Source organism: Bremerella cremea, from assembly GCF_003335505.1.
Lineage (GTDB): Bacteria > Planctomycetota > Planctomycetia > Pirellulales > Pirellulaceae > Bremerella > Bremerella cremea_A.
On record NZ_QPEX01000042.1, the window covers coordinates 32780 to 48785 of the forward strand.

General features: G+C 51.5%; 18 protein-coding genes and 1 pseudogene. 12 read left to right on the top strand and 7 right to left on the bottom strand.

Annotation, left to right across the window (positions count from 1 at the left end):
- The first annotated feature begins 2 nt into the window (after positions 1-2).
- From DTL42_RS19410 to DTL42_RS19425, 4 genes are all read left to right on the top strand, one after another.
- Positions 3-1979, top strand: coding sequence for a DUF3732 domain-containing protein (locus DTL42_RS19410; protein ID WP_114371103.1), 1977 nt, complete (start codon positions 3-5; stop codon positions 1977-1979).
- A 309-nt stretch (positions 1980-2288) separates the two neighbouring features.
- Positions 2289-2651 carry a hypothetical protein gene (locus DTL42_RS19415; RefSeq protein ID WP_147274357.1) on the top strand — a complete coding sequence of 121 codons (363 nt, stop codon included), beginning with the start codon at positions 2289-2291 and terminating at the stop codon, positions 2649-2651.
- A gap of 191 nt (positions 2652-2842) precedes the next feature.
- Positions 2843-4249, top strand: coding sequence for a hypothetical protein (locus DTL42_RS19420; RefSeq protein WP_147274358.1), 1407 nt, complete (start codon positions 2843-2845; stop codon positions 4247-4249).
- Positions 4228-4749 carry a hypothetical protein gene (locus DTL42_RS19425; RefSeq protein WP_114371109.1) on the top strand — a complete coding sequence of 174 codons (522 nt, stop codon included), beginning with the start codon at positions 4228-4230 and terminating at the stop codon, positions 4747-4749. Before DTL42_RS19420 ends, DTL42_RS19425 begins: the two co-directional genes overlap by 22 nt.
- Before the next feature lie 16 nt (positions 4750-4765).
- Here DTL42_RS19425 and DTL42_RS19430 read toward each other — a convergent pair whose 3' ends face one another.
- Positions 4766-5329, bottom strand: a complete 564-nt coding sequence (locus tag DTL42_RS19430) for a sigma factor (RefSeq protein ID WP_114371111.1) — start codon at positions 5327-5329, stop codon at positions 4766-4768.
- A 54-nt stretch (positions 5330-5383) separates the two neighbouring features.
- On the opposite strand from DTL42_RS19430, the gene DTL42_RS19435 reads away from it, so the two are divergent.
- The 7 genes from DTL42_RS19435 to DTL42_RS19465 all read left to right on the top strand — a co-directional run bounded on the left by DTL42_RS19435 (position 5384) and on the right by DTL42_RS19465 (position 9924).
- Complete coding sequence (locus DTL42_RS19435) at positions 5384-5608, top strand: helix-turn-helix domain-containing protein (RefSeq protein WP_114371113.1); 225 nt, start codon at positions 5384-5386, stop codon at positions 5606-5608.
- Complete coding sequence (locus DTL42_RS19440) at positions 5609-5824, top strand: hypothetical protein (RefSeq protein WP_114371115.1); 216 nt, start codon at positions 5609-5611, stop codon at positions 5822-5824.
- A gap of 5 nt (positions 5825-5829) precedes the next feature.
- The gene (locus DTL42_RS19445; protein WP_114371117.1) at positions 5830-6135 is read left to right on the top strand and encodes a hypothetical protein; all 306 of its coding nucleotides are present in this window, start codon (positions 5830-5832) and stop codon (positions 6133-6135) included.
- The gene (locus DTL42_RS19450) at positions 6125-6883 is read left to right on the top strand and encodes a hypothetical protein (protein WP_114371119.1); all 759 of its coding nucleotides are present in this window, start codon (positions 6125-6127) and stop codon (positions 6881-6883) included. Before DTL42_RS19445 ends, DTL42_RS19450 begins: the two co-directional genes overlap by 11 nt.
- Positions 6884-7090: 207 nt before the next feature.
- Positions 7091-7432 carry a hypothetical protein gene (locus DTL42_RS19455; RefSeq protein WP_147274359.1) on the top strand — a complete coding sequence of 114 codons (342 nt, stop codon included), beginning with the start codon at positions 7091-7093 and terminating at the stop codon, positions 7430-7432.
- 161 nt (positions 7433-7593) lie between these two features.
- Positions 7594-7995, top strand: a complete 402-nt coding sequence (locus DTL42_RS19460; protein ID WP_114371123.1) for a phage tail fiber protein — start codon at positions 7594-7596, stop codon at positions 7993-7995.
- Between the two features lie 60 nt (positions 7996-8055).
- The gene (locus DTL42_RS19465) at positions 8056-9924 is read left to right on the top strand and encodes a phage tail fiber protein (protein WP_147274360.1); all 1869 of its coding nucleotides are present in this window, start codon (positions 8056-8058) and stop codon (positions 9922-9924) included.
- Between the two features lie 25 nt (positions 9925-9949).
- On the opposite strand, the gene DTL42_RS19470 is transcribed toward DTL42_RS19465, so the two are convergent.
- The 6 genes and pseudogenes from DTL42_RS19470 to DTL42_RS19490 form a co-directional block, all read right to left on the bottom strand.
- Positions 9950-11215 carry a TadE/TadG family type IV pilus assembly protein gene (locus tag DTL42_RS19470; RefSeq protein WP_114371127.1) on the bottom strand — a complete coding sequence of 422 codons (1266 nt, stop codon included), beginning with the start codon at positions 11213-11215 and terminating at the stop codon, positions 9950-9952.
- On the bottom strand, positions 11212-11970 hold the full coding sequence (locus tag DTL42_RS19475) for a hypothetical protein (protein WP_234824276.1): 759 nt from the start codon (positions 11968-11970) through the stop codon (positions 11212-11214). The genes DTL42_RS19470 and DTL42_RS19475 overlap by 4 nt, the downstream gene beginning before the upstream one ends.
- Positions 11971-11997: 27 nt before the next feature.
- Positions 11998-12138 (bottom strand): annotated as a pseudogene (locus DTL42_RS27235) (TadE/TadG family type IV pilus assembly protein); the annotation flags it as partial.
- A gap of 177 nt (positions 12139-12315) precedes the next feature.
- Positions 12316-12870 (bottom strand): hypothetical protein, encoded by a 555-nt coding sequence (locus DTL42_RS19480; protein WP_114371132.1) that lies wholly within the window; start codon positions 12868-12870, stop codon positions 12316-12318.
- Entirely contained in the window at positions 12867-13163 is a 297-nt protein-coding gene (locus tag DTL42_RS19485; RefSeq protein WP_147274361.1) for a hypothetical protein, read from the bottom strand. The genes DTL42_RS19480 and DTL42_RS19485 overlap by 4 nt, the downstream gene beginning before the upstream one ends.
- A 228-nt stretch (positions 13164-13391) precedes the next feature.
- Positions 13392-14159, bottom strand: a complete 768-nt coding sequence (locus DTL42_RS19490; protein WP_114371136.1) for a hypothetical protein — start codon at positions 14157-14159, stop codon at positions 13392-13394.
- Between the two features lie 384 nt (positions 14160-14543).
- Here DTL42_RS19490 and DTL42_RS19495 point away from each other — a divergent pair, with 384 nt between their 5' ends.
- A complete protein-coding gene (locus DTL42_RS19495; protein ID WP_114371138.1) occupies positions 14544-14834 on the top strand; it encodes a hypothetical protein in 291 nt (96 codons plus the stop codon).
- Positions 14835-16006: the final 1172 nt, after the last annotated feature.

The following is a 16006-nucleotide window of genomic DNA, read 5'->3' on the forward strand; positions in this document are numbered from 1 at the left end:
CCATGCAGATTAAATACATCGTACTCTACGACTATCAAAATAGACGACGAGAACTGGAGTTCAATGTTAATGGCGTCAGCATAGTTGCTGGCGACTCCGCAACCGGAAAGTCTTCCCTGATTGAAATAATTGACTATTGCATGGGAGCGGGTGAGTGCCGAGTCCCGGATGGCGTGATCCGTGAAACGGTTGAGTGGTATGCGTTGAAACTTATTTCCAAGAACAATGGTGAAATGTTCGTTGCGCGTCGAACACCGAACCCCGGTCGCCAAACCTCGGAAGCATTTCTTATTAGAGTAGGTAATTCGGTAGCAATTCCCGATGGCTCTGAACTCGCCCCGACACACAATCTAAAGTCAGCGATTAATGCGATTTCATTTTTCCTCGGAATGCGTCCGAACGTCACCGAGTCCGAAACTGGTGACCGAAAGGGTTATGACATAACAATTCGTCACGCTATTAAGTTTTGTCTTCAATACCAAGATGAAATCGCAAGCAAGCGAACACTTTTCCATCAACAGGGCGAGAGCTTCAAGGCAAGATCGATTTATGATTCTTTGCCTTATTTGCTCGGTCTCCAAGAAGATGATTATCTGGATCGATTAGCGAGATTGAAACAGGCGAAAAAGGAACTGGCCTACGCACAACGTCGGCTTGACGAATACAAAGCTCTCGCAGCAACCGGATTCGATTCTGCCGCAGCACTGATAGTCGAAGCCAAACACGTCGGTATTTTGAGCGGCCAGAGTCCTCCGCCATCGACAACAGAAGAACTTCTGAAATTGCTAGACTCAGCGACTAAATGGTCTCCGGATGCAATTAATTCAGTTATTGCATCCGATGACCAAATCACGGAATCTCAGCAAAAGTTAATGCAGCTTGAACAGCGCCGCCACGAACTAAAGTCTCAACTCCTCGCCGTAGAGAACGCCAATCGTCTTGTAGATTCAACGGCTATTGAATGGAACGAACAGTCGTCCAGGCTTTCCTTCATCGAACTGTATGGAGCACGAAGAGCAGATGGCCGAAAATGTCCACTTTGTGAGCAGGACATCGCGAAGGAAACAGAAGCACTTCCAAAAGTAGAATCGGTTTTGGAGCAGATGCTCGAAACAAATCTACAGCTCACGAATCTTCAACTCTACAGTCCAGATTTAACGGAATACCAGAACAATTTGCGTTCTTCGATCGTCGACATGGACGCCCAAATAACGGGTACTCGTCAAACAATTCGACGACTTCAGCTAGAGAGAGATGATGTCACGGCAACATACGATTTGACAGTTCGCCAGGCGATCGTGGCCGGTAAGATACTTCAGTATCTCGATGCAATGCGTGATCGCTTGGGAGAGGGAAATTCACTAAGTAGTGCAGTTGTGGAAGCAGAAGCTCGGGTAAAGGAACTGGAGGATGGTATTCGAGCCTCGGATATCAGAAATCAGTTGATCCGGATTTCGAACGAACTTCAAGGAACGATGACTCGTAGTGCAATTGATCTAAGTCTTGAGTTTGCACCACATCCATTTCGAATCGATTTCGAGAATTTGACGGTCGAGGTCAACAGGAATGGGGACGCATTACCTCTTTATCGGATGGGAAGTGGCAAGAACTGGTTGGGGTGCCACTTGATCGCCCATTTCGCACTGCATGCCTATTTCATCGCAAACAATCGGACTGTTCCTCGATTTTTGGTTCTTGATCAACCAACGCAAGTCTTCTACCCGCCTGATAAAGTGGATGCAGTGAATGGTGAAATTGAATTCATCCACTCGGAAAGCGAAAGTGAAGATCGTGATATTGTTCAGCGAATGTTCAATTGGATATTTCAGCAGACAGCCATTCTGAACGATGTGGGCAACTTCCAGGTAATCATCACTGACCACGCCGAACTTCGGACTGGGGAGTTTGAACAGGCGCAAATTGACCTACCACGCTGGAGACCAGGAGGCAACAGCTTGATTCCCAACGCTTGGACTTAGTAGAACGTGTCAGCCCTAACAACGACCACCCGAAAACATCGTTTCGGAGCGGTCGAAATCGTGTCAGACTTTTGTCAGTAAACACCTGGAAATGGTCTAATTTTGGGGTAAATTAGAGAAAGTTCATCGCGGCGTAAGTCGTGTAATCACGGTAACTTCCGGGAAATACGAGAAGCCCGCTGGTCAGTTCGCAATGCAGAGGTCGTGAGTTCAATCCTCATCAGCTCCACTTTCCATCCTCTTTAATGGCAAGCACTTACGGCAATATAGAGATTGCCGGATTTTGAACGGTTCAAGCTGAACTGATCTGTGAACGGATTTCTGCCGTTCAACGCCGTTCAAGAAGTTCTGCTTGAGAGAACGAAATGGGGTTCTTTCCGAAACCTCTGGATGTCCTGCCGCACCCAGGAGGAGATTGCCGAGGCTGTTGGGGTTACGCAGCAAGGCGTCGACAAGATACTTAAATCGTTACAACGAAACGAAGATCTTCGTTTCGTTGTAGAGCCCGGCCAGCACTCCGAGATCGAAAACGACGAGAAGCGTCTCAATACCATCGCCGAGGAGAACCAGGCACTCGCCAACCATCAGACGGACTCAAGTCGGAATTTCATACTCAGGTATAAAACCCGCGATTGTCACCGGTTAACCGGTGAATGGTTTTTGACCGGCTAGGTATCGGTTGACCGATATTTATTTAGTACTGATCAAGGAAAGTATCTTTTGGTCAGTCGCGGTCGGAAGAACCGACCACATCACAAGGAGATTCAAATCGGTCGCTTGAGCGACCAAATTAGCCGTCATGGGCAGCGCATGAAAAATGCCGCCCCTGTTAGCAGCAGATGACGGCACGAAGAAGGATGGTCATGATAAGTCTACGCGCCGGCGAAAATGCGCCGACAGTGACGGATTTCCTCCGTCACGTGCTCCCATCTAACGGTCACGCAGTCTTGGCATTTCGCTGGAGAAACCGTCCCCGGGAATGGAGTAGCAAGTCCTACGATCTGGCGATGGAACGGGATCTCATTCTGCTTCAGATGCAGCTGGATACTCTTGAGAAATTAGCAAAGAGTTCACGGCGAAACGCATCGCAGGAATTCGATCTGCAGGTCTATTTTGAAATCGCTACCCAGATGCAGCCGGTGAAGTCACCGAGACGAGGCTCAGGGAAAACAACGGCATCGGTGGCATGCCTTGCGCTGGACATTGACTGCTATCCAAAGAAGCCGGCCTACCCGCCTCGTGCAGCGGCTCTCAGGATTCTGGAAGAACTGTTGCCGCCATCGATCGTTGTCGACTCCGGAAGCGGCATTCATGCCTACTGGCTCCTTGACGAACCAATCTTGTTTGCATCGCAGAACGACCGCGATGCCTACCGAGACTTGCTAAGTCTGTGGGAAGACGCCGTCGCTCTAAAACTTTCCCAAGCAGGCTATCAGATGGATGTGGGGCAGAGCCGCGTCTCACGGCTGCTGAGACTGCCTGGAACCTGGAACACCGGAGGGCACGCACCGGTATTGATCACAGGGGGGACCTGGGAATCGCATAATCCGCAAACTTTCCGCGACATCGCCAGTCGGAATGATATTACCCAGACGGTACAGAAGTCAGACGAGATTTCTCTCGATACTGAATTGCACACAATGGGTATAGGTTTGGAGGGGAGGGTGAAATTAAATAGCGGTTTTTTCGAAACACCGGCTCTACAGCACACTCCTTCCGAAGCAGTGCAGAACATTCATGACGTCTTTGACCGTTACGTTCCGATCGGAAAAGGAGAACGTCATAGCTGCTTAAAACAGATCGTTTGCTTTTTGAAGAGTGACGAAGTCTTTCGGACCAAGCCAGTAGATTATTTCAAATCTGAATTCGACGGTTGGTACGAGAAAGCCCGTGATCGGATTACAACAAGAAGCTACGAAGCTAACTGGAAGGACTTCCGCGAACTATGGAGAGACATAAAGTACGGCTACGCCGGTACGAACGGCAAGAAACCATTGAGCGAGCACTTCCGAAATTGTTCCGGTGAAGGCCGGGAATTGCTGCGCGCCGTTGTCATCTCGATTTCTGCAGATTCGGAAGGTGAAGCTTTTCCTTTGGATGGCCGATCACTTGCAAAATTCTTTCCGCAAAGTCACCGTACGATTGCATATTGGCTGCGCGATCTGGTAGAAGAAGGTCTTCTGGAGATTGTCACTCCTGGTCTACGCGGAAGAGCGGCGGAATACCGATTACTAAGGCACAAATATAGATGGATGAGCTTGCCAAGCTGATTACAACTCCTGCTTGGTGGATTTCCACCGTTATTATCGCATTTCTCGTGAACATCGCGGCGGCATACGCGAAACCGCTCATCGACAATTTAGTTGCAACTTGGTCGACCAAGCGTCGGGAACGGCTTGAGGAAGAGAAGAAACGCGAAGATGCAGTCGTATTGTACTTGATCGACAATCCGATTCGTCTGATAGACGTTCGTACGGACGCGACTTACACGACGTTAAGAATGATACTCTCACTGACACTCGCCGTGCTGCTGGCGTCTTTCTTGCGATTCCTACAGAAGTACTTGCAGCTTTATTACTTTATCGATGGAACTGTAGCAGGCATTTACTTTGTTTGCATGGTAGATGCTCTTCGCCACTTTCGCCGATTCAGAGGGCTTCGGCGAATCATTGATGAGTACACGCGTTCTGTGCATACGTACGACAACATGCCAGTAGATGTTTTGAAGAGAATCAAAGAAGAGGAAAGAGAAGCGGAACAAAAGCACTGAGAATTCGACCGGTGATTTAGAAACCATCCGCGTACTCCTCGTCGCCGGCATCTGCCGGTTCATCTCCAATCCTCCGGCACTCCCAGACGGATTCTTCGATCGCATGTGCCGGCGTAGCCAGCTCGGTCAGAGTAACGGCCTGCATGACCTGCCGGTATCTCTTCTCATCGACCGGCACCTGCCTGCTAAACAGGTTCTCGCTGTTGACTTCCTCAAGAGTCGGCCAAGTACCATTTTCCTCTCGCCATTTACGCATGATGAGGACCTGCAGCATCGTCTTACGTGGAATGGCGGCATCGTGATTGTGTTCCTTTGCGAACAGCTTGTGCATTTGGTTCCTCGCGACAACACCGAAGTACGTTGAGAACTTCCTGCCGTTGTCAGGATCGAACCCTCGCGCTGCCAGGGCAAGTGCAACGAAACACTCGCTGATGATCTCTTCGCAGTCGATGCGAGGATATTTTCTCGCGAACTTCTTCGCCATGTGAAGAGCTAGTGGGAGGTTCTGGCTGCAAAGATCGTCGTCATCTGCGACCGCGAGGGCGTCGGCTATTTCTCGGCCAAGGGTGTCAATGAACATGGAGCGTACACTTCTGATAGACCCAGTTACACAACGTCAAATGCCGGTAAAGCAATGACACGCCAAGAGTCTATTTCCCAGCCAATTCCGATGACCGAGCCGCAGTGGCATTCGCTTACGGATGCTGCCTCGATCGTGGGTGTGACTCGCCAGACGTTGGGTAAGTACGTTCAGACCGGTCAGCTGCAAGCTGCAAAGCAGCCGAACGGAAAATGGCGGGTTAATCAGAAAGCGATCGAAGAGTTTTCAGCTTGGTATTTCGGTCAAGGAGAGACGTAGATGGATATCGTTATCGCATTTGGCAGCGAGCCACCTGCCAACCAGAAGCATCGTCTGACGGTGAAAACGTCGGACGCAGAGAAGATTTTCGAGACTGACGCCTCGACTTTGGCGGCGACACTTCCGCCGAATCCGATCAGCTTGCACATTTCCAGCGGGTACCAGCTTCCGGAAGTCGATCGTGACGCTTGGCGCTCGCAGCAGGCGGGAGATTAACGGCCATGCACGCGTCAAAAGTCGATATCACAATGGCCAGAGTGTGCCGCGCCTTACGCAGCACCCTCGACGCGCCGTTTCCGATGATAGCGGCATGGACTGGCATCAACCAAAAGACTGTCGAGTACCAAGTTCGCTATCGTCAGAACGTTCCGGTCGACAATGCAGAGACCTCTCGCGCTTTGCTGTTGTGGTGGTTCTCGCAGCGTTTACCAGCTGCGACGGAGCCGCCCCCGCAGGCACACACGCAGCTGATTCGGGACTTCGATCGATTGCTTCAGAAAGCAAAGGAATTGCATAATGACTCTTGAAGAACTTGAGAACACAGTGGACGCATTGAAGGAACGTTCTGAGGCCGGCGAAGATGTTGCGTCTGAGTTGCTGGAAGCCGAACGCAAATTGCTCGACGCTTTGCGAGAAAGCCGGAAACAACCGGCAGATCCCGCCCCTGAACCAGACGATGACGACGGCTACAGCGATGAACATGTTCGGAAGTGCAACGCACTTTTTTCCGAAGGTTGCCGTCGCCTTGGAGTCGATTTGAATACCGCCAAGTCGTTCTTCGTCGGTAGAAAGATTACCGATTTAATCACGTCGAATTTCGGCAGCTTGGGCTGGCACGATGGCCAGTCGATCTTGCGAGGTCTGGAATCGGAACTCCCTGCAGAATTGGCCGGCAGTCTCGACGCTCCGCTGATGGACCGATCACCAGCCGGACAGAAGAAAGCCGAAATCGCGAAGCTGGAGAAACAACTGTCGGAAGCCGAAAGAAACGTTCATGCCAACGGGCGGTCCAATGCTTCGTTGGCAATCGCCAACCGGATTCGCCGGCAACTACGTGAAGCTCAATCCGAGCTTGAGACGATGCAACCGGCAGCGAAAACCCCCACGAAACGCGAACCGCGTCCGGCCGAAATCGCGAAATTGCGAAGCTTGGAATTGGGTTGTGAGAAACTCCGAAAAGCCGCAGCGAAGAATCCTCGGAACAATGCAGCGCTGGCGAGTTACAGCAAAGCACGACGCGAACTCACTAACTACCGTCAAGAAATTTATTCATAACGCATTCGGGTGCATCCGTTGGTGATGGCCGTCGTGGTCGTCGCCATCTCTGACGGAGCATTCCGTCCGAAGGACGAGGTGCTGAGCGGTTCTGGTTCGCCATAGCTGGAGCCGTTCAGCTTCCTTTTTAAGAAAGTTGAACGGATGAAAATCATTGTAGATTTCGAGGGATCTCCATCCACTGCAAACGCACGGTGGAAGGCCACTGTGACCGAATTTGGAGGACGGATCACCTCCAAAGAAAGCAACGGCGAACCGGTGGAGTTCGAGATCCCGCTAGGTCGTTTCGATCTCGACGTTCGCGAGATCTACGTGCCGCTTCCATCAGGTCGATCGGAAGTGGCTATGCGGAATCTGGCAGCGCCTGCGCCGAAAATCCAGCCGTACATCCCGCCACCATCCAAGCCTCGCGAAAAGGAACGACCGGCAATTTCTGGCATTCAGTTGGAGGAAATGAGCATGCGGAATCTTTCCCAACAGGAACGGGACGAAATCCGAAAGAAGCAAGACTTCGCCAAAATCAAGAGCCGACCTTTTACCGGCCAATAACGAACCAGTTGTCTCGGCTGGAGTTGTTTGATGAGCCACTGCCGGCTTCGCGCCGGCAGTGGTTTTTATACCAGCCACGCCAGAACCAAGGGCGCGGGCCGCTGCCGGGTATTGCTGACGCTTGGTAGCGGCCTTTTTATTCACCATCAGGAGCAGTCACTATGACCGCATTCTCAGATTACTTGGAAGCAGCTCTGCTTGGGGTTACGTTGCTGGGATCTTCGTACACTCCCGGCGAAACCATCTACCTAGCACTCGCGACGTCGGTCACGACGGATGGTGCTGTTTTCACGGAAGTTCCGTCTGGAACGGCTTATGCTCGTCAGCGGGTACAGTTCGGATCTCCCACAAACGACGGCACCAAAAAGAAGGTGTCGAACAGTGGCGCGGTGACGTATTCGGAAGCGACAACGCCTTGGGGCGGTATTACTCATATCGGTCTTTACGACTCGCCGACCGGTGGAAACCAGCTGTACTACGGCGCGTTGACATCAACGCGAACGATCGAAACCGGTGATACCTTCCAGGTTCCGGATGCGAACCTTTCTGTATCGTTGGACTAAGTCGATGCCGGCACGCGACGTGCTAAACATGGTGCGGGACTTTAATGAAGGAGTAACAGAGTGGCATCGCCAGTTCATGTAGTCACAGCAACGGACACAACCGCCTCTGACACTTCCCATGTTGTTTCCATACCGGCATCAGCGGAAGAAGGCGATTTGCTTCTCTTCGTGGGTGAATTGAGCAATCAGCTGTATACTACGTCACCACCTGCCGGATGGAATCTCGTCAACGCTGGGCCGCTTCTTACAGCCTCTATCTGTATTTGCTGGCGTGTCGTAGCCGCTGATGAACCATCCACGCACACCTTTTCATCAACCGGAGCAGCCAATTTTACCTATGCTGTCAGCGTTTTTTCCGGAGTGGATTCCATCGCTCCGATCGAGCAATCGGGGCTGTCCTACATCGGCAATAATACGTACCACCCTACCCCTGACTTAACTTCCTACATCGACGATTCTTTGCCGATTCGGCTCGCCCTGAACCTCGACAGTACAGCCGGGCACACCCCAGACGCAGGTATGACGCTGATTGGGGAGGTAACGAGCACAGTCGGTCGCGACGCTGGCATCCGAATTTACCAGGATGACTCATCGATCGATGCCAGCGAGTCAACAGGAACGCGAGGTTTCACGCCGAGCAGCACCTCCGGCAGGATTACAGGCACGATTATTCTCGCGCCGCCCCGAGACGATGCTCCCTCAAGCTTAACAGTTGCCGCCGTTTCCGAACTGAGTAGCGGAAACAGCGGCACGGTTTCAGTAGCGGCACCCAGCGGAACTACGACAGGTTCTCTGTTACTGGCCATGATTGAATGGGATTCCTACGCAGGATCGATTACTCCTGTCAGTGATTGGGAAGAACTCGTCTTAGACATTTCAGATTCAAATCGTGACTTCTGGGTCGGATACCGAATTGTTGAAGGAGGCGATCCCGATCCGTACACATGGAATTTTGGCACTGTTCGTCGGCATGCTGCGGTGATTCTCCGACTTGAAGGCTTTGTAGATTCACCGTCGATCATTGCCTCAGCCGGCAGTTTCTATTCGTCTGGAAGTGTATATTCATTTCTCACACCGACGATCGAGGCTACATCACCTCCTTATGGTTTCGTGTATTTTGCACTGTTCGCATCTGACGCGATGGGATACATCTCTCCACCGGAATCGGGCGAATTGGTTGCCTATGCAGAACAACCTGGCAATGATGCTTCCATTAACGCATTCCTGGGAAAAATTGCTCAGCGAGCCTCCGGTACCACTCCCGCTCGAAATATCAGCGTCAGGTCCTCAACGGATGCACTGGCAGTGACAGTTGCCGTGCAGATTCTGGCTGCGGCAATCAATGGTTCAGCCGAACTAACAGCCACCTCCACCATCGTCGTCGATGCGATCGTAATTCCAGAGATCTCATCGCACCTAACGGCGACGGCCTCAGCATCCGCAACAGCCTCGGTCTCTGGTGCTCCTGTCGACGGCCAGGCCGATCTGGAAGGTGAAGGATTCGTTACCGCAGAAGGATCGATCACGACCTTCTTGGGTTCCGGATTCAGTCCGTATCTCAGCGAAAAGATGCTGGAGATGACTTTCCGGGGAATCCCATTCACACCGGTGACAACGGTCTACCTCGCCTTCTGCACTTCAGATGAGAGTTCGATCACTGAGCTTCCGGCAGTTAACGGCTATAGCCGACAGGTCGTCTCTTTCGGAGCCCCAGAAAACAGCGGCACCAAAACGCAGGTTACCAACGTCAACTCGCTCACGTTCGGCCCGGCAACAACAGCATGGCCGGACATAACACACTACCAGCTGCGCGACGCACCTACCGGCGGAAACCTCTTGTACCAGTTTCCGATCAGTCCTTGGCGAGACAATATCGACGGAGATGTGTTCTCGTTCGACCCCAACGGTTTGAGAGTTCAGCTCGATTGATTTTGATGCATCGCTTCTTGTCAAACTACTCTGTACTGCGAACGAGGGCAGGGGCGCGTAGTGCGAATCCTTGATTCGCGAGATCGAAGTTTCGTTGAAAGACAAGTGAGGCGTTTGTGCTGGTGAGTTGATCCGCAGCCGAATCACGAAAGGCGAGTGTAGCCGACGCGTTCTGCTTCGCTATCGGTTGGGGGAACGCCCGTTGGAAGCTCACTTGGCTACCAGTCACTTGGATGCTGCTAACGAATCCGAATCCTACGACGAGTCGCTCTCCCAGCACATCATCAGTGAGAACGACGTAACCTCCGTTGTTGCCGTCGCCAATTAGAGAAGCGTTTGCATCATCTGCGTACTGAGATCGGCCAATTGAGGTGGAAGTTGGTTCGTTGAAAACTTGGACTTGGGAAGAATAGTTACTGTCGCCGCGCTGTAGATTATTCCCAGGCGTTGTCTGCCATAGTGTTGCGTCTATCTGCACGTTAAATAGCCCGGTCACCCCTAACGCGTCATCTCGGACGCCGACTGTTCGCGCCGGGGTTGCGTTGGCAATGGCAGTAGCTCGGACGTAGGTACCTCGCTCAATCCGGCTCCAAAAATCGGAGGAACCAGCAGATAGCAGTCCGCGACCGAAGATGAATGGCACTGGTGGTCCGCTTGTGCCCGCATCAGGATCGTCAAATGATTCCTCTCCGATACGACGCATCCGCACCAGCACTGAGTTTCCAGACAGGTTGGGAGTGAAATCATCCCTGGCATAATTGTTCCCAGTGCCATCGTCCCCTTCCTCGTGGTCCTTGCTTGGAGCACTCTCAATCTCATTGAAGGTCCCTGGGACAATGTCTCCTGTAGGGTCGTTGTTAGGATTCAATGCCAGGTCTGGCTTATACACGCCGACAGCCGATCGACCAGCCGGAACTAGATCATAAGAATCGTCGGGGAGGTAATACTTTGCCGAAGCGTGGAAGTCGCCTGAAATCTGATAGCCATCGTAGTAGGGTACGTCTGGCCCCGCGCCGAGGTTCAAGGTGTCGATCGTTGTCGAGCCAAAGTCATCATCGAACACAGCTCGAACGAACCGGCGAGCGTTCTCACGACCGTCTCCCATGCCATCGCCATTGCTGTCGACATCGTATAACACCTCTTTTGCAGCCGTGTTCACGGCTGTCTGAAGTTGTCGGCGCGTAAGCTGAGCCAAACCAATGTCGATCACCAGGGTGCCCAACCCGAAGACGATCAGGAAGAAGAAAACAAAATAGATGAGTGTGTTGCCTCGGCGATTGCGTTTGTTCATTGGGCAAACACCTCACGTCTGTATATGGCCTGCACGGAGATGATCTTTCGATATGGTCGTACCCCAAACTCGCGGACGTTCTCGTAGGGTAGTGCCCCCTGCGTTCCCAGACCAAATTTGCCGCTATGAATGTTTGGCTGATTCGCGACATAGTCGTTATCTGAGACGACCAATGAGTATCGCCCGCTGTCCTCTTCTGTCAGAGCCGAGTCATCCGCAATAATCGGGTTGCCAATGTTACCTCGATGGGGAGGTGTTCCAGATGACTCACCGAACCCACTCATTGAGGCGCTCTGGTAGGGGTAGTTGATACGAAGGGCGACGACGCCGGGCTCAAAATTCGGCGGAAGACTCGAAGCGGGTACGTTGAGGGCGATATTGAAAGGACCAATTCCCAAATCTGGCACGCGCATTTCCTCAACCGGAGCAACCCAACTTACCGTATCATCGCTGTGGACGACTGGGATCAGGATAGTCTGTTCGTTGTTTTCATTGGTAACGATCGCACCGGGATAGCGATAGACTCCATTGACGTTATCAAAGATGTAAACCGTCGCGAGTAATCGGTTGATCAGCGGCAAATTCTGATCGGCAAATTGGGAAAAGGACAAGCCACCGAGTTGCTCGGGTTCAATGACTAGCCACTCTTCATCGTAAATCTTGTTCTTGAACATTTGATCGTTCACGACAGAGTCTGGTGCAGGCGTCGTCTCAATCTGCCCCAAGCCAAGATCGCCAGCCGGTGGAAACGGCATCCGAGCGATCTCTTGTGCTCCAACATCAACCGCCTGTTGGAGCGTATTTCCAATCCAAATGATCGAGCCGAACGTGAGAATCGCTGCCAGAAGCAAATATGAAACGAGCGAAACGAGTGCGAACTCTAAAAGAGCAGAGCCACGGCGAATTGATCGTCGACTGAACATTGCGCACGAACCACGGGTTGGAAGATTGGAATATGCTGGATCTTGGACCTACCACTTTCTAGGTATTAGCATATATCAATCGTATTCGGGCTGCAATTGACAGCGTCAAACGGTGAACGAGAAGGAACAAGCTACGCGACGTGCGAAACGTGGTGCCGGGCTTTAGGGGTATCCAACCTAAGCGGCATCCTGTTTCCGCTCGTCATGCTCACGATACGCTCGTCGAAGCTCTTGTTGGAATCGTCGCTTAACATAATCGTGGATTGCATCTTCGGACGCCTCAATCGTTTTAGAACTCCAGCCGCAACAGTCGCAGTGAAATCTAGATTGGTAACTTGCTGCGTACTGGGAGACATTGTAGGAGCGAATCTGCATGTCACATTCCGGACAAAAGGAAGCCGGTTCAGTCGCATACAAACTAGACGAATAGTTCCACATCCAGTTAACGCCATAAATAGTGAGCGGCGTTGGCTCTTCAACTTCATCTCTTTTGGAGCGGAGGTATTCGCGAAGTACGAGAACTGCACCGAACAGCACGACGAGCATTGTTCCAACCAGCAAGACGAGAAGCCAGTTCCAGATAGGTGTCGTTCTGGCGAACCAACCGAAGAATGCTCCGAAAAACCAAAAAATGGAGCCCCAGCCATTTGGAATCAGATATACGACCAGGCTCGTGATTGCGATGCCAGCCAGGGTCGAGATTACACTAGTGAATATCTGACTTGACTTCACGACTCAGTCTCCTCCACGAAGTCACTGAATCCGTCGTCGTACGAATCACTAGACTTTCGTAGTTGATCGATCTGTTTTTCCCAAAAGAGCTTCCGATCTTCCTCTTTCAACCTACTGAGTCCCAGACTTGAATACTCGGCATCCAGGTACTTCTGGAATTCAGACACAGGTCCTGGAGCGTTCATGAACTGCATGTAGTAGAGTGCGACCAGTCGGTATCGCGAGTGCTTTTTGACGATGTCTCTAACGATATCCTTAAGTGTCTGGTATCCCAGATTGAGCGATGATCGCATTTCGCCTTCGAAGCTTGGTGCGTAGAAGCAGCCATTAAGAATGAGCTGATTTCTATAGTCTTCTAATATGTGTTCTACCTTCTGAAATCTGCGTTCCGTCAACTGATACATTTGCTCAACCTCCGAATGTCAGGCATAGTGAACGAACTTTCACCTTACCGGAACGCATTGTGTCACTTTTGACAAGTGCCAAATTCCAATTTTCGCACTCATCCACGCAGACGGACCTCAGCAAGAGCCCGGCCAGTTTCGAGGAGCGGGAAAAGGCATCGGTGATCGATAGACTGTCCTGCTGTGCATAGAGTCTTCGCTTGGCGGAGGCGGGAGGTGCAACACTCCTTCAAAGGCACCCCCGGTTCCATCCAGGCAAGCTTGGATGTACTCCACGCTGTGCGGCCAGCCAGCCTTAGTCGTCTCAAAGAGATCTTCCCCTAACCAATCGAGCCATTTATCCTCATCCTTCGTGATAGGGGTGGAGTTGGCTGCAGCGGTCATGTTTGGCCACTGAGCGAAGCCATTGTTGCTTGCCTCTTTGGGGATATACTCCACGATCAAGTCGTACCCTTGGAACGGGCATGAGATGTCACCATTATCTGGACTAACGAAGAGGCCAAAAAGCTTGATGTACTCGAGCATATTCCAGTCGATACACTGTGGACCGACCTGTTCTTCATGACGGTCAATCACGAAGAAAAAAGCACGATTCGCCGGCTGAAGCTTCCTGATTGCCAGCTCTGCTGCTTTATCTCCACATCCCTGTAGTTCTTGAATGAGTTTCTCTATTGGTCCTGGTCGAGTGGAGTCCAGGAACACGACTCGTTTGTTTGGACCAACGTTTTTCGATCTCCGTGCTTCGATATAAAAGCACTCACGTGCATCAACTGGTGGTGGAGCATATGCATCGAATTCCGCTTGGCAGTGCCGTGGGTCGAACCCTGGAATGATACGCAGGACGTTCTTGCCTGGCTTCCATGCGTACCACTTAACGCTGTCCATCGTCGTACTCCGTATATAGGAAAACACCTGCACTCATCGTCTCAAGCAGATGTACTCGAAAAGTCCTGCACTCTTTCTCTAACGCGGACGCACGGTGAGAAAAAATCGGCAACTGCCGGTCTGCCCCGGTTCCGAACTAGCGATTGCGAATCTTTCAGAAAATACTATTTGCCGTTCATGTATCTTCTGACAGATCTTCTAATAAATACCTACGGTAGTTATTGTGAGTACCGAAAAACATTCTGAAATAATATTGTCACACAGTACAGAATCTGTAGGATATGACAACAGCCGATTCAGCGTGAATCGGAACCAAAAGAAGTGGGACGGCGATGCTACCAACATCCCGTCCCGTGGCAACCAGCTTGTAAGGAGCTAGTCACAATGTTCAGTTTAACTCAAAACGGCGCAAGTCAACCCAGCAAGCGAACTGTAACCCAGTCCCCAGTATTCGGACTGACCCTATCGTCAGACCCTGTTGAAGCTTCCCTGGAGTTCTCTGGAGACATCTGGAGAAGAGCCAAGCGTCTTACCGGCAGTGAGGAGTCAGCGCAAGAACTGATAGCCGATACTCTTCTAGCTCTGTATGACAGTTTAGATAGTGAATACAAAGATGAAGTTCTTACCGGCATAGCTGCGTGTGACGCAATCGATTTGCGCGAAGGGACGAAATAGAACCGTTCCGAACATTCAATACGGCAATTTCCGAAAGCTCTGGAATCAACCAGAGCTTTCTTTATGCGCGTCTGAAAACGATTCCGCGTAGCTGATCAATCCCGAGATATAAGACGTCCTCCCGGGAGGACAAACCAGCCTACAAGCTCCCTCAGTACCAGTCGTATAAGACTCCTCTACCGCCTGGCCGGAAAGCTTCAGAGTCTCAAGCGTACGTAGCGAACAATGCCTCAGAGAATTCTATCTCTGACCAGGGTTGCTTAAGGAGTAGCGGAGTATACCGGCATAAGCCAGCAGCAGAACGGAATGAGCTATTGTCTCACTCGGAGCGTTTCAACCAGCCGCGCCCCCTTCCGGCATAGCTCCGACTACGCAAACGCCCCGCAACGTTTCGGTATCACTCCGCCAGCCCGTTTTGAACAGCCACCGAACGTTCGGAACAACTCATGCCGGTTGTCTCTAGAAACCAAGTGTCCACCTGTTGAGTTCAGAAAACACAAGTTTTCTGCCGGTTTTCGCCGGTTGTCTACCGAGTTCTGACGCGTAGCATCGAATGACGAACGTTTTCGCTGAAATGCCGGTATTTCTAGGCTCAAACTGAATCCGGGGAATCTGCCGGGGGGTGCGGTGATGGGGTCAAAGGCACGATATCGCCGGAATTTTCCGGACCCTTCAGGCATTGACATCCCCGTTCCGAACTAGCCGTTTTGCCTCCGGAAAATCAGCTGAATCGCTTCCGAAGAATCGGAAATTTCCCACCAGGAAAATCGGTACCCCCTCGCATAACACGACGTTCCGAACGTTCTGTAATGCCGTTCCTAAACCGCTGTGAGATGGTTCTAAAGTCACCGAATTGAGACGCCATACGGCTATTGTTTTACTAAGGAGAATCCCAGTGAATGCAATACACCAAATTGACCCGTCACGAATCCTTTCGAGTTCCGAATTAGCCGGTTTGATCGCAGAGCTTCAACGCCGGTCAAAACGGTCTATCAGCAGCGAACAGAACCTAGTCATACTCCGGCTCGCAGCATGCTGCGGACTCAGGTAGTGTCCGTCAAGTTGCGCACAATTGATTTTCAGCCTGACTCTGGAATCTTTTTTGCCGCGCGCGGCAAAAAAGATTTTCACGTTAAAGTTTCCCCTGCCTCCTTCGGTTCACTCAGCCGGTC

Bases quoted from the DNA above. Each gene is read 5' to 3' on its own strand.
- DTL42_RS19495 (WP_114371138.1), top strand. From the start codon at position 14,544: ATGTTCAGTTTAACTCAAAACGGCGCAAGTCAACCCAGCAAGCGAACT.
- DTL42_RS19460 (WP_114371123.1), top strand. From the start codon at position 7,594: ATGACCGCATTCTCAGATTACTTGGAAGCAGCTCTGCTTGGGGTTACG.
- DTL42_RS19425 (WP_114371109.1), top strand. From the start codon at position 4,228: ATGGATGAGCTTGCCAAGCTGATTACAACTCCTGCTTGGTGGATTTCC.
- DTL42_RS19445 (WP_114371117.1), top strand. From the start codon at position 5,830: ATGCACGCGTCAAAAGTCGATATCACAATGGCCAGAGTGTGCCGCGCC.
- DTL42_RS19430 (WP_114371111.1), bottom strand. From the start codon at position 5,329: ATGTTCATTGACACCCTTGGCCGAGAAATAGCCGACGCCCTCGCGGTC.
- DTL42_RS19450 (WP_114371119.1), top strand. From the start codon at position 6,125: ATGACTCTTGAAGAACTTGAGAACACAGTGGACGCATTGAAGGAACGT.
- DTL42_RS19485 (WP_147274361.1), bottom strand. From the start codon at position 13,163: ATGCGATCATCGCTCAATCTGGGATACCAGACACTTAAGGATATCGTT.
- DTL42_RS19475 (WP_234824276.1), bottom strand. From the start codon at position 11,970: ATGCCGTTTCCACCGGCTGGCGATCTTGGCTTGGGGCAGATTGAGACG.
- DTL42_RS19440 (WP_114371115.1), top strand. From the start codon at position 5,609: ATGGATATCGTTATCGCATTTGGCAGCGAGCCACCTGCCAACCAGAAG.
- DTL42_RS19490 (WP_114371136.1), bottom strand. From the start codon at position 14,159: ATGGACAGCGTTAAGTGGTACGCATGGAAGCCAGGCAAGAACGTCCTG.
- DTL42_RS19410 (WP_114371103.1), top strand. From the start codon at position 3: ATGCAGATTAAATACATCGTACTCTACGACTATCAAAATAGACGACGA.
- DTL42_RS19435 (WP_114371113.1), top strand. From the start codon at position 5,384: ATGACACGCCAAGAGTCTATTTCCCAGCCAATTCCGATGACCGAGCCG.
- DTL42_RS19470 (WP_114371127.1), bottom strand. From the start codon at position 11,215: ATGAACAAACGCAATCGCCGAGGCAACACACTCATCTATTTTGTTTTC.
- DTL42_RS19420 (WP_147274358.1), top strand. From the start codon at position 2,843: ATGATAAGTCTACGCGCCGGCGAAAATGCGCCGACAGTGACGGATTTC.